We start from the raw sequence: 12570 nt of genomic DNA, 5'->3' as shown, positions 1-12570 counted from the left end.
CCGGCCCTCCGATGCCACGCTTCGTGAGGCTCGCAGCACGGCCACCAACTCCGGGATGCACGGCTTGGTGGGGAACGAGGAACGAAGTGCTGGTGGGGAGGTGGGGAGCGATGCCAGAACAGGGCGGACAGGCATGCATGCTTTGAAGAAGACCATGGTTCGGGTGGCGTTGGTGGCGGGGATGGTGGTTTCGGGGTTGGCCAGTCCGAACTGGCCCGAGTTCCGGGGCCGCCACCGGGCTGGCAGCATTGGTGGCGGGGAGATTCCGGTGGTCTTCGGGCCGGGAACCAACGTGCAGTGGCGGGTTCCGGTGCCCGGGGGGCATTCGTCGCCGGTGGTCTGGGGAGACCTGCTGGTCCTGACGGGATTCGAGGAGGGGCAGTTGCTGGTGCTGGGGTACGACGCGGGAAGCGGGACGGAGCGATGGCGGTATGCGTTGCCGCCGGGTCGGATCGAGTCGGGGTCGCGGCTGAGTCATCCGGCGACCGCGACGCCGGTGATGGATGGGGAACGGGTGGTGGCGTATTTCGCACCGTATGGGCTGGTGTGTCTGGGGATGGACGGGCAGGAGCGTTGGAAGGCGCCGTTACCGACGCCTGTGACGGGTCACGGGGCGAGCAGTTCGCCGGTGCTTGCGGGGGAATGGGTGCTGCAATTGTGCGACCAGGATGAGGGATCATATCTGCTGGCGTTGGACCGGCGGAGCGGGGAAGTCCGGTGGCGGACGGAGAGGGAGGGATTTCGGAGGGGCTTCTCGACGCCGTTGCCGTGGCCACCCGAGGAGCCGGAGGTGGTCATTGTGGCGGGGACGCTGCGGATGGTGGTCTACGACCTGGCGGACGGGAGCGAGCGTTGGAGTGTGCGGGGGTTGCCCAACGAGATGGTGGCATCGCCGGTGGGTGGGGATGGCGCGATCTTTGTGGCCGGCTGGACGCACGGGTCGGGGGTGCCGCGGATGCCGGATTGGGAAGGCTTGCTGAGCCAGGGCGATACAAATGGGGACGGTCGATTGAGCCGCGCCGAGGCGCCTGCCGGACCGGCCCGGCAGCACTTCCACTATATCGATGCCAACCATGACGGGTACGTGACGCGGTCGGAGTACGAGACGATTGCGGCCATCTTCAATGCCTCGAGGAATGTGACCATGGCGGTGCGGCCCGGAGGGAGCGGGGATGTCACGGGCACGCATGTCGTCTGGGAACAGACCCGAGGGCTGCCTTACGTGCCCACGCCGCTGCTGCACGATGAGCGGTTGTACCTGGTGAAGAACGGCGGGTTGGTGTCGTGCCTGGAGGCGGGGACCGGGCGATTCCTGTACCAGGAGGAGCGGCTTGGGGCGTTGGGCGACTATTACAGCTCTCCGGTGGCCGCCGGGGACAGGATTCTGGCGATCTCACAGCCGGGCACCGCGGTGGTGTACCGGGCGGGTGGGGCGTTGGAGGTTCTGGCCCGAAATGACCTGGGCGAAACCGTGCTGGCCTCTCCTGCCGTGGTGGGCTCGACGCTCTTCGTGCGGAGCGCGACCACGCTGTGGGCCTTTCGGGAGTAGCGCGGCGAAAGGGTCATCGAGGCGTCAGACCCGTGCATCCCACCGCATCCACTCGAAGATCGCGCAACACGGTAAGCCCCGGGATCGGGGCACCTCGAATGATGCGGGCACCGCTCTTGCGCCGCTTGCCGAATTTGTCCCGGTGACGTTCCCACATCTCGTCCACGAACTCTTTCGATCCCAGGAACACCCCGTCGGTCATGTGCCGGATCCTTAGCCGCAGGATCTGCCCCAGCGGCAACTCGCCACCCCGCGCCAGTTCCGCCCGGATGGCCTCCGGATCGAACACCCGTTTGTCGCTACGCCCCGACGTCCCGCCAATCACGTATAGCGCCAGGCGATATTCCGCTGACGCGGCGCTCCAGTCGGTTGCACCCAGAAATCCCATGATTCCGCGGCGGATGACCTTGTCGCCGGTGAGGGCGGCGGCGTAGCCGCAGAAGCGGTAGTCCTTGGGATCGTTGACCAGGCCGGCGCGGACGGGGTTGAGGTCGATGTAGGCGGCGATGGCGCGGAGGGTGCTGGGACAGTCTTCCACCAGGACGTTGCAGTTGCCCGCCTTAAAGGTAGCCGGTGCGGTCGTGACGGTTGACCAAAGGGAGAAACGTTGCTTGAACTCCTGGAGGAAGATGGAGAGGTCGGCGATGCGGGAGAGGACGGCCTGGCGGATGTCGTTGGGGATGGGCTGGCCCTTGTTGAGGCTGCGGCGCGGGCGAGGGTGGGTAGGGTGGCCTTGGGCCCGTAGAAGTCCTCGAGTTTGGCGAGGATGACGTCGTCCGGGATGGAGTCGGGGAGGGGTTTGGGAGGGACGCGGATGAGGAGGTGGAAGTGGTTGGACATCATGCAGAAGGTGATGATGTCGATGTCGCAGAAGCGGGCGAGGTGGTGGAGGATGTTGAGGAGCTTGTGTTTGGCGGAGTCGTCGAGGAGGGGAAGGCGACCGGCGACGCGGGACATGCAGTGGTAGGTCGCCGGGAGGGAGGGGTCGGCAATGATTCGGGGTGTTCTCATGAGGTGCGGGATTGATGTGTGCCAGGGAGGGGGAAGACAGTGGAGGTGGGTGCGTTTGAGCCGAGCAATGGGCAAAAGTGTAACGTGCATCGGAGAAGATCAATAAAAAACGTCAGGTTATTTATAAAGAGGATCAACTTTAAAGAGTCTGGCGATTTATTTTACGGGACTTACGCTCCGGACACCCCTCGAATCCGCCAAGTCGGGCTAATAGCGGCGGGCGGTGGGGACCTGGCATGCGGGGGTGCGTGGAAACGCGGTCGGACTGAGTGAGTGATAGCCGCCCGCCGGGGCGGAAGGCCGCCGCCATGCCGACGTTTTCGTGCAGGGCGTGCTCCCGCTCCAGGAGTTCATCCTGCAGGTCCGAGGACATTAGCGTGGCTCGGTGAGGTGGCGGCGGACGAGTTCGGGGAGGTATTTTACGGGGACCGAGCCTGGGGCGAGGGCGGCTTCGTGGAAGCGGCCGAGATCGAAGGCGTCGCCTTGTTCGCGTTGAATAGCGCGGCGCAACCGTTGAAAGGCCATGCGGCCAACGAAGTAGGTCGAGAGCTGGACGGAGCTTTGGCGGGCCCGGACGACTTTGAGGCGGGCCTCGCCCTCGGACTGGTAGGAACGGCGCGCGAGGAGGTCCATGGCTTCGTCTTCGGTCATGCCGGTGCAGTGCATGCGATGGTCGAGGATGGCGTTGGCCACGGCCCGGAGGTAGAATTTGAGCTGCATCAGCCGGAGCGACGGGTCGCCGTCACCGTAACCCTGATCGAGCATGGTGCGCTCGGTGTAGACGGCCCAGCCTTCGATGTAGACTCCGGAGCCGAAGACTTTGCGGACGAGCGAGGGATGGCGGTTGGCGTACTCGAGCTGGACGTAATGGCCGGGATAGGCCTCGTGGATCGAAAGGATCTGGAGCATGTGCCGGTTGTACTCCTCGAGGTAGCTCCGTACACGGTCGGCATCCCAGTCGCGCGGGGGCGGGCTGACCGCGTAGTAGCCTGTGGCGAGGGGGTCGAGGGGAGGGGGCGAGTTCATGTAGGCGGTTGAGTTGCCGCGCTGGAATTCAGGCATCTCAATGATCTCGCAACGGTCGGGTTCCGGAAGGCGGAGGATGTCGTGTTCAGCGATGAACGTGCGGAGGGCGGCGACCTGGCTGCGGACGTCGTCCACGAGGGAATCCGGGGTGCCGTGATCGCGGGAGACCTCGGCGAGGACGCGGGCGACGGTTTCCCGGCGGCCTTCCGGATCGTCGGGCGGGATGGGCTGGCGGGGGAAATGGCGGCCCCAGACCTGGCGGGCGATGACAAACAGTTCGTCCTCGACGCGGGTGAACTCGGCCTCGGCTTCCGCGAGGACTTCATCGGCGGTGAGACCGGCGTTGAGGGTGAGTTCGAGTTTACGGGCGAATTTGCGGCGGCCGAGGCGCCAGTCGCCATCGGCTCGGGGCAGGAGTTCGTCTTCGAGGAAGCGCTGGTGTTCGTGGAGGGCGGCGAGGACGGGAACGGCGGCGGCGCGAAGTTCCGCCACGCGGGGTGTGTCGCCGGCGAGGGTGAGGAGGGTGTCCTGGTAGTAGGCGAGGGTGCCGCGGTTTTGGCGGATGGCGGTTTCGGTGTGGGTGCGGGGTGGGCGTTTGAGGTTGGCGCGGGCGGAGGCGACGATGCGGGGCATCTGGGCCATTCGGGCGAGGACCTGATCCAGGCGGGTATCGAGGGGAAGGGTGGACTGGGCAAGGAGGAGATAGGTGCTGTCGCTGAGGTAGCGGTTGTAGATGCGGGGATCGTCCTCCCAGGGGCGGGTGTATTCGGCCAGCCAGAGCTGGGTTTGGAGTTCGTGGCGGAGGATTTCGAAGTCGATCTGGCCGTCGCGGGTGAGACGTCGGTAGTCAACGAGGCGTGGCAGGTCGCGGAGGGTGGCGCGGAGAAGCTGGCGCCAGCGCGTGCGCGCCTCGGGGGACAGGTCGTCGAGGCGGTTCCCGAACCGATGATCGCCGAGCCAGGTGGCCTCCATGGGGCGCAGTTCGAAGCGGGCGTCGAGGTGGGTCCGAAAGAAGCGATCCAGTGCCGCATCCGCGGAATCCGCCTTTGTCGTCGAGGGCTGCGACGCCAACAGGGTGCCGATGGCAAGGCCCAGCAAGCCTGAGATCTTCATGACGGACCGGACTGTCCACGGGGTTGGAAGGGTGGACAAGGCCATAGCCGCAACGGTGCAGCCATTCCGGGACGACTGCGACCGGTCCGCCTCCCACCACACGTCACCGGCGCCGGGGCGTCGGAGTGGGCGGCCAGGGTACGGGAGTCCATGGGGTGCCCGGGGGAAGGGCATTCCAGAGGGATTCCAGGTGGCGGATTCGGTCGGGGGTGAGCGGGTGGGATTGCGAAACGCGTTGGATTCGGCTGGCTTGTGATGGGGCCGACGCATGGGGTGCGGTGGCCGCGGCGAGGGTTTCCTCGGTCTCGATGCGCCTCATGAAGCGCAGCAGGCCGCGCGGATCGATGCGGGCGTCCACAAGCATGTGGAAGGCAGCGGTGTCGGCCTCGTGTTCCTGATCCCTCGAGAACTGAAGGGCCAGGAGTTCCTGGGAGTGTTCGACCATGGTGCCGATCTGGGAGCGGCCCTGGCCAAAGGCCAGACGGACGAGGAGGAGGGGGCCGGCGGAGGCCACCACCGACTGGAGGCCGTGTCGATTGCGGACGTGGGCCAGTTCGTGGGCGATGACGCCGGCGAGTTCTTCGCCATCGGCGACCTGTTCGACCAGGCCGCGGCAGACGAGAATCTGGCCGCCGGGGAGGGCGATGGCATTGACCTCAGGGTTGTCGATGAGGGTGATGGAACAATGGGGGCTGGCCTGGCGCATGGCATCGGCAAGGCGATTGGTGATGGCCGCGAGGCGTTGGCCAAGGATCCGGTCGTCCAGCACGGGGAAATGGCGAGTGACCCTGTCGGTGAGGCGGGTGCCGAGATCGAGTTCGGTGGTGTGGGGGATCCGGGCCGTGACGAGACGCACAACGTGGGGTGCCAGCAGCGCGAGTGCGCCGAGGGCGGCCGCGAACACGATCAGGAAGGCGACGCTGGATCGCAGGGCCCGGCGGGAACTTGCGGAGGATTCGAGGCGCTGGATCTGGCGGTGGAGGTGAGGCAAGCGGCGGAGGCCGGGATGGTCGAGAAGGGAGGGTTCGCGGGTCAGGATCACCCAGTCGTCGTGCTCGGGATCCGAAAGCAGCAGCCGCCCGTCGCGGAGGCGGTCGAGTTGCAGGCGACACAGGGGGATGGCGAGGGTGGATTCCGCGGTCCCGGCGACGAGAGTGGCCGGGGAGATGCGGAGTTCGGCCGTCCATTCCGAATCGCCCTGGCCGGTCCATCGAACCGTTGCCGCCCAACATGTCGGCAGGGGATGCATGGTGTACTCGCGCCGGGACAGGATGGCCGGTTGCCGGCACCCCGGCAACGGCCGATTCCTTGAACGGGGGGGGTGGCCGGGGATAGGGTGACGTCCGCATGGCCGATGACGCGTTGCCGGGACACGAGTTGGTCTGGCTGGACAAGGAGGGTGTGGTTCGGGGGCGTTTCCGGTTGACGACGGACGAAGTCATTGTGGGACGGGGGGGGGATTGTGACTGGGTGCTGCCGGATCCGTCGGTCTCGACGCATCACTGTCGGATGTCCCTGTCGGGCGAGGTCCTGCGGATTCAGGATGCCGGCTCGACCAATGGCACGTTTGTGAACGGGGAGCGCGTTGGGGAGGCGGCGGTGGTTGCGGGGCAGTCGTTCCGGCTGGGTTCGATCGAATTGCGTCTGGTGCGCGCCACGACGGCCGGCACGGCGGGTCTGCGGCTTGGGGTGGTTCCAGGACTGGCGGCGGCGAGGGTGCCGGGAGAGTTGGAGGATGGAAACGGTCACGATGCCGGTCACGATGCCGGAGTTGCCGAGCCCTTTCCCGACCTGGTGTGCCGGACGTGCGGGGCGCGGATGGACCCGGAGTCGGTGCGGCGTTATCGGGGCGGGAGAGGGGAGGTGGTGTATGGATGCCTCAAGTGTGGTGGCACCTGCGGACCGGCGAAGGTGGAGCCGGCGGCCGTGCGCCCGGGAACCCTGGGAGGGTTGTTGCGGGAGGCGTTTGGGTACCCGTTGAGGGGCGACGCGAGGAAGCTGCTGGTGCTGGGATGGGTGGTCTTTGCGGTGCTCGATGGGCTGCGGGGTTATCTGGAGTTCCTGATGGGATTATCGCGGGGTCTGGCGCCGCTGTTCCTGATGGTGTACGTGCCTGTTGCTCTGGTCGCGACCGGGTATTACCTCGCCTGTCTGCAGGGGGTCCTGCAGGCGTCGGCCAACGGGGAGGACCGGATGCCGGACTGGCCCGAAGTGATGACGTTCTGGGACGAGATTGTGCGGCCCTTCCTGAGATTCACGGCGACGGTGGGATTGATGCTGGGCCCGGGGTTGATGGTGCAACGGATGGGATTTGTGACGGTGGGCTTCGGGCTGATGCTGCTGGGTATGTTTGTCCTGCCGATGGCGCTGCTGGCAGTGGGTCTGACCGAGAGTCTGGGGGCATTGAGTCCGGTGAGATTGTTTTCGGGGATTGCCGCCATGCCATGGGCCTATCTCGCGACCTGTGCGGTCCTGTTCGGACTGCTGCTCGTCATGGGGGTGATGCGGTTGGGGTTGGCGTGGATTGGGATTCCGGTGTTGCCCGAGGTGGTGGGCAGTGGGGTGACACTTTATGGCGGGTGTGTCGGGGCGCGGGCGTTTGGTTCGGTGTATCACCGGCATCGCCGGGCGCTGGGATGGTTTCGGGTCTGATCGGTAGGATTCGCAGGCTTCCGATGCGGGCGGGATCGTGGGAGCATGCGGGCATGCGATTCCCCGTCCGTACCGGTCGGTGCAAGCCGTGTGGGAGAAGGATCTCCTGGTGGGTCCTGACGCTGTTGATGGCGTTGCCGCGGGTTGGGGTGGCGGCGGCGGAGGGACTGAGTGTTGGGGCGGCGGTGGTGAAGATCACCCCGGCGTTGGGGGTGCCGCTGGCGGGGTACTATCACGCGCGGGGGGCGGACGGGGTGCATGACGACCTGTATTCGCGGGCGTTGGTGCTGGAACGGGGCGGGGTGCGCGCGGCGCTGGTCGCGTTGGATCTGATCAGCACCCGGCGGGAGTGGGTGGAGGAGGCCAGGGCTTTGATCGAGGTGCAGACTGGAATCCCTGGCGGCCACGTGATGATCAGCGCGACCCACGCGCATACGGGTCCCATTCTGCCCAGCCGGGGGCGGACCGATGCGGGGCGGGCGGAGCCCAACGCGGTGGCCATGGACTTTCTGGCGGGGCTGCCGGGTTTGATTGCGCAGAGCGTGCTGGAGGCGGATCGGAGGCGGCAATCCGGGCGGGCCATGGCGGCGATCGGGCGGGAGGAGACGCTGGCGTTCAACCGGCGGTTCCACATGCGCGACGGGTCGGTGGGGTGGAACCCGGGGAAGGGGAATCCGAACATTCTCAAGCCGGCCGGGCCGATCGATCCGGAGGTGCCGATTGTCCTGTTCGAGACCCATCAGCAGAAGCCCCTGGCCACCTACGTGAATTATGCGGTGCACCTCGATAACGTGGGGGGCAACCAGATTTCCGCGGATCTGCCGTTCACGCTGACGGAGTGTCTGGCCCGGGTGTTGGGTCCGGACCATGTCACGCTGTGGACGGCGGGCACCTGCGGCGATGTGAACCACATCGATGTGGGCTGGCCGCGGCCCCAGAGCGGACATGCCAACGCGGCGCGGATGGGGATCGTACTGGCCGGGGAGGTGCTGCGCCAATGGCCGAGGCTGGCGCCGTCCGGCCACGGTCCCTTGCAGATCCGGCGGCAGGACGTCGCGTTGCCGCTGGCCCCCATCGATGAGGCGGAGGTCGAGGCGGCCCGGTTCACCGTGCGTGCGACGCGGGATTCGGAACCGGGCGGATTCATGAAGCTTGTCCAGGCGTACAAGGTTCTGGATGTGCATGCCCGCGAGGGGAGGCCGCTGGAGGTCGAAGTGCAGGCGGTCACGTTGGGCCGGGAACTGGCCTGGGTGTCGCTGCCGGGGGAGGTTTTCGTCCAGCTCGGGCTCGACCTGAAACTCGATTCACCCTTTTCGCAGACGATGGTGGTCGAGCTGGCGAACGGGAGCATCGGGTACATCCCCAACCGCCGGGCTTACGGCCAGGGCGCGTACGAGGTGGTCAGTGCGCGGTGCGCCGAGGGGTCGGGCGAGACGCTGGTCCGGGTGGCGGTGGACATGCTCAAGGCGATGCATCGAGAGGCCGGGGGCGGGGATCGGGACGGGAGATGAGGGACGGGCCCGAAGATCGTCCGGTCATCCACCTGTCAAGCGGGCCGCAACGATGGGGTGCGTTGGGATGAGGACTCGCGGAGCTCGTCCCTCCGATTTGCTGCCTCCTCACCGACAACTTGGGGATGTACCGGTGTCGCCAGGGCCTTGAAATTGAGCGTGGTCAGGGAGGGCAGCGGCGTTAGGATCCCAGGCAACCGTCCATTGTTCCTGTCGCCGATGAAGCCGATGAGACCGATGAGACCGATGAGACCGATGAGACCGATAATGTTGCCTTGCGTGATCCCGGGTCCGTGGTGGGGGTCGATTTGCCTGAGGGCTCTGGCGTGTCGGGGGAAGGGCTTGGAGTTGAAGAGAGTGAGCGCGGGATTGGGCCTGCTGGCGATGATTGGGATGGGATCGACGGCAGGGGCGGCGGAGCGGGTGTATTCGGGGCCGCAGCCGGGCGAGGCGGTGACGCCGTTCCGGGTGGTGGAGGTGGCGGGGCCGGCGGTCGAGGCGGAGAGGGATCCGGTGACGGAGGCGGAGGGCGGGGCGGTGGCGCTGGTGTTTGTGCATGCGCTGGAGCGGTCGATGGCGCCGCTGCTGCGGGCGATTGATCGGTATGGGGCGCAGGCGAAGGAACGGTTGCGGACGGAAGTGGTGTTTTTGGTGCCGGATCGATTGGAGGGGGAACGGCGGGTGCGGGCGGCGTCGGGCTCGTTGCGGCTGCATTCGCGGGTGGGGGTGTCGGTGGACGGGATTGAGGGGCCGGGGAATTTCGGGCTGAACCGGGAGTGCATGATGACGATCGTGGCGGCCCGAGGGAACCGGGTGTGGACGAACTTCGCGCTGGTGCAGCCGGGGGTGGCGGACGCGCCAGCGGTGATTGGGGCGTTGTCCCGGCTGGCGGGCGATAGGGAGCCGCCGGATCTGCGGACCCTGATCGATGGACCGGGCGAGCGGCCGATGGCGATGGAGCGTCGTGGGGGTGAGGGGCCAGCGGCGGTGGAACCGTTTCCCGGGGCGGTTCCGAGCGACGATCGGTTGAACGGGCTGTTGCGGCAGTTTCTGCGACCGACGCAGGACGCGGCGGCGGCGGACCGGTTGCTGGAGGAGATCGAGGGATACGTGCGGGGCGACGAGGGGCTGATGCGGCAGGCGATCGCGGGCTGGGAGCGGGTGCTGCATTTCGGCGACCGATACGGGACGGCGCATGCGCGCGAGGCGGCGCAGGGGTCGCTGGAGCGGTTGCGAAAGGAATTGGCGACGCGATGAGGCGGCGTGACACCGGAGGCGGGGAGGTGCGTTCCCATGAACCGGGTGCATCACCATGGAGGATGCAAGGGGTGGGCACCTCACGTCGTCCGGAGCGGGGACAGCCCTGTCCGCGCGGGCCCTGCCTTGGTCGAGAGACCCGCGGACAGGGCTGTCCGCGCTCCGTGCGGCGCCAGTCGGGATTTCTGAGCAGGGGTTGGGTGCCGGACGGGGTGTGGCGGGTTTTGGTGACGTTGTGGATGGTGGGGGCGGTGCTGGCGCCGGGGGCGTTGGGGGAGGGTGGGGAGGTGTCGCTGGAAGGGGAAGTGGCGGGCGGGAGCGGGTCGTTTCCGACGCGGATCCTGCCGTTGCTGACCCAGGCGGGATGCAATGCGGGGGCGTGTCATGGGGCGGCGACGGGGCAGGGCGGGTTTGCGCTGAGTCTGCTGGGTTACGATCCGGAAGCGGATCACGCGCGGATCACGCGGGAATGGGGCGGGCGGCGTCTGGACTTCGACCGTCCGGACGAGAGTCTGCTGCTGCGGAAGGCGTCGCGGCGCATGCCGCATGAAGGGGGGCGGCGCTGGGCCGTGGATTCGGAAGCGTATCGTGAGGTGCGGGAATGGGTGGCGTCCGGGGCGCCGTACGGGCCACGGGACCTGCGGGTGGTGGCATTGGAAGTCGAGCCGGAGGAGGCGTGGCTGTCGGGGCCGGGGGCGGGGATTGACTTGCGGGTGACGGCGCACCTGTCGGATGGGAGCCGGATGGAGGTGACGGATCGGGCGTTGCACGACTCGAACGACGAGGCGGTGGCGGCGGTGACTCGCGGCGGGAAGGTTCGCGCGACCGGGAGCGGGTTGACCGGGATCATGGTGCGGTATGGGGGGCAGGTGGCGGCGGCGCGGGTGGGGGTGCGATTCGAGGAGCCGGATGGGGCGGCTTTGAGGCGGGCGGCCTTCGCGTCCGGGCATCCGGTGGACGGGCATCTGGCGCGGACCTGGGAACGGCTGGGGCTGGCGCCGGCGGGGTTGAGCGACGACGCGACCTTTTTGCGTCGGGTGCATCTGGATTTGATCGGGCGATCGCCGACGGAGGGTGAGGTGCGGTCGTTCTTGGGAGAGCGGGGCGGGGCGCAACGCAGGGAGGCAGTGATTGACCGGTTGCTGGCCAGCGAGGCGTGGGTGGATTTCTGGACGATGAAGCTGGCGGATCTGCTGCAGGTGGGAGGACGGCGCGGGGATGCGTCGGCGGCGCAGGCGTATCACGGGTGGCTGCGGGAAGGAGTGCGGGAGGGTTGGGGTTGGGACCGGATGGCGGGAGCGTTGATCGAGGCGGAAGGCGTGTTGAGCGAGGTGGGGCCGGCGAACCTGTTCACCCTGGCGGCCGATCCGCGGGACCTGGCCGAGGCAGTGGGCCGGGTTTTTCTGGGGACGCAGATTGCCTGCGCGCGTTGCCATGCGCATCCGGCGGACCGGTGGACCCAGGACGACTACCACGCGTTCGCGGCGTATTTCGCCCGGGTTGAAGTGTCGGGTGGGGTCGTGCGGGAACGGGTTCGGGGCGAGGTGGACCATCCGAAGACGGGGCGCCCGGTGATGCCGAGGCCGCTCGGGGCGTTGGGGGTCGATGGGGGCAAGACTGATCCGACTGATCCGACTCATGGGGATCCGTCGCGGCGGGGGGCGTTGGCGGCGTGGATGACGGCGCCGGGGAATCCGTTCTTTGCGCGGACCCTGGTGAACCGGGTGTGGCGGGAGTTGTTTGGGCGGGGGTTGGTCGAGCCGGTGGACGATCTGCGACCGACCAATCCGGCGACGCATCCGGGCTTGTTGGAGGAGCTGGCGCGGGAGTTTGAGTCGGGCGGGTACGACCTGCGGGGATTGGTGCGGAGGCTGGCGACATCGCGGGCGTACCAGCTGGAATCGGGAGGGGTGGACGGGGACGGGGTGGGTTCGGGGCTGTTCACGCGAGCGCTGCGGAAGGCGTTGCCGGCGGCGGTGCGGGTGGATGCGGTGGTCCAGGTGACGGGTGTGCCGGAGGTGTATGCCGGGTACGCCGAGGGGACGCGGGCGGTGCAGTTGATCGATGCGCGGGTGCCGTCGTATGCGCTCGATGTGCTGGGGCGATGCGGGCGGGATGGGCCGTGCGAGACGGGGGGAGGCGGGACGGGGGGCGGGGGTGGATTGGCACAGGCGCTGCACTTGTTGAACGGGGAACTGATCAACGCGCGGGTCGGGGTCGCGGCGGCGGCGATGCGGGATGGGACGATGTCGGCGGGCGAGTGGGTGGAGGGGTTGTACCTGCGGGCCCTGACGCGGTATCCGCGGGAGGACGAGAGGCGTCGGTGGACGACCTGGTTGGAGGCGGCGGAGGATCCGGGTGAGGCGGCGGAGGACCTGATCTGGGCCATGCTGAACGGGCGCGAGTTTGGGGAGAACCGATGAGGCGAGGTGGAAGGGATCGTGGAGGCGC

At 67.6% G+C, this 12570-nt stretch carries 9 protein-coding genes; 5 read left to right on the top strand and 4 right to left on the bottom strand.

Going from position 1 to position 12570, the window contains the following annotated elements; translation table 11 throughout:
* The first annotated feature begins 133 nt into the window (after positions 1 to 133).
* Positions 134 to 1549 (top strand): PQQ-binding-like beta-propeller repeat protein, encoded by a 1416-nt coding sequence (locus KF833_04155; GenBank protein ID MBX3744480.1) that lies wholly within the window; start codon positions 134 to 136, stop codon positions 1547 to 1549.
* Between the two features lie 13 nt (positions 1550 to 1562).
* Here KF833_04155 and KF833_04150 read toward each other — a convergent pair whose 3' ends face one another.
* From KF833_04150 to KF833_04135, 4 genes are all read right to left on the bottom strand, one after another.
* On the bottom strand, positions 1563 to 1838 hold the full coding sequence (locus KF833_04150) for a hypothetical protein (protein MBX3744479.1): 276 nt from the start codon (positions 1836 to 1838) through the stop codon (positions 1563 to 1565).
* A 32-nt stretch (positions 1839 to 1870) separates the two neighbouring features.
* Positions 1871 to 2560, bottom strand: coding sequence for a transposase (locus KF833_04145; protein MBX3744478.1), 690 nt, complete (start codon positions 2558 to 2560; stop codon positions 1871 to 1873).
* A 372-nt stretch (positions 2561 to 2932) separates the two neighbouring features.
* Entirely contained in the window at positions 2933 to 4699 is a 1767-nt protein-coding gene (locus KF833_04140) for a DUF885 domain-containing protein (protein ID MBX3744477.1), read from the bottom strand.
* A 103-nt stretch (positions 4700 to 4802) separates the two neighbouring features.
* Entirely contained in the window at positions 4803 to 5948 is a 1146-nt protein-coding gene (locus tag KF833_04135) for a M48 family metallopeptidase (protein MBX3744476.1), read from the bottom strand.
* A gap of 98 nt (positions 5949 to 6046) precedes the next feature.
* On the opposite strand from KF833_04135, the gene KF833_04130 reads away from it, so the two are divergent.
* The 4 genes from KF833_04130 (at position 6047) to KF833_04115 (ending at position 12542) form a co-directional block, all read left to right on the top strand.
* Positions 6047 to 7351, top strand: coding sequence for an FHA domain-containing protein (locus KF833_04130; protein MBX3744475.1), 1305 nt, complete (start codon positions 6047 to 6049; stop codon positions 7349 to 7351).
* A 53-nt stretch (positions 7352 to 7404) separates the two neighbouring features.
* Positions 7405 to 8862, top strand: a complete 1458-nt coding sequence (locus KF833_04125; protein MBX3744474.1) for a hypothetical protein — start codon at positions 7405 to 7407, stop codon at positions 8860 to 8862.
* Positions 8863 to 9219: 357 nt separating this feature from the next.
* Positions 9220 to 10119: a hypothetical protein gene (locus tag KF833_04120; protein MBX3744473.1), complete on the top strand. Its 900-nt coding sequence runs from the start codon at positions 9220 to 9222 to the stop codon at positions 10117 to 10119.
* A 164-nt stretch (positions 10120 to 10283) separates the two neighbouring features.
* A complete protein-coding gene (locus KF833_04115; protein MBX3744472.1) occupies positions 10284 to 12542 on the top strand; it encodes a DUF1553 domain-containing protein in 2259 nt (752 codons plus the stop codon).
* Positions 12543 to 12570 lie beyond the last annotated feature (28 nt).

The organism is Verrucomicrobiia bacterium, assembly GCA_019634625.1.
Lineage (GTDB): Bacteria > Verrucomicrobiota > Verrucomicrobiia > Limisphaerales > CAIMTB01 > CAIMTB01.
This window is presented reverse-complemented; position numbering and strand designations above follow the sequence as displayed.

What these genes read in the sequence shown, in the direction of transcription:
- KF833_04135 (MBX3744476.1), bottom strand. Translation starts at nt 5,948, where the DNA reads ATGCATCCCCTGCCGACATGTTGGGCGGCAACGGTTCGATGGACCGGC.
- KF833_04145 (MBX3744478.1), bottom strand. Translation starts at nt 2,560, where the DNA reads ATGAGAACACCCCGAATCATTGCCGACCCCTCCCTCCCGGCGACCTAC.
- KF833_04130 (MBX3744475.1), top strand. Translation starts at nt 6,047, where the DNA reads ATGGCCGATGACGCGTTGCCGGGACACGAGTTGGTCTGGCTGGACAAG.
- KF833_04125 (MBX3744474.1), top strand. Translation starts at nt 7,405, where the DNA reads ATGCGATTCCCCGTCCGTACCGGTCGGTGCAAGCCGTGTGGGAGAAGG.
- KF833_04155 (MBX3744480.1), top strand. Translation starts at nt 134, where the DNA reads ATGCATGCTTTGAAGAAGACCATGGTTCGGGTGGCGTTGGTGGCGGGG.
- KF833_04140 (MBX3744477.1), bottom strand. Translation starts at nt 4,699, where the DNA reads ATGAAGATCTCAGGCTTGCTGGGCCTTGCCATCGGCACCCTGTTGGCG.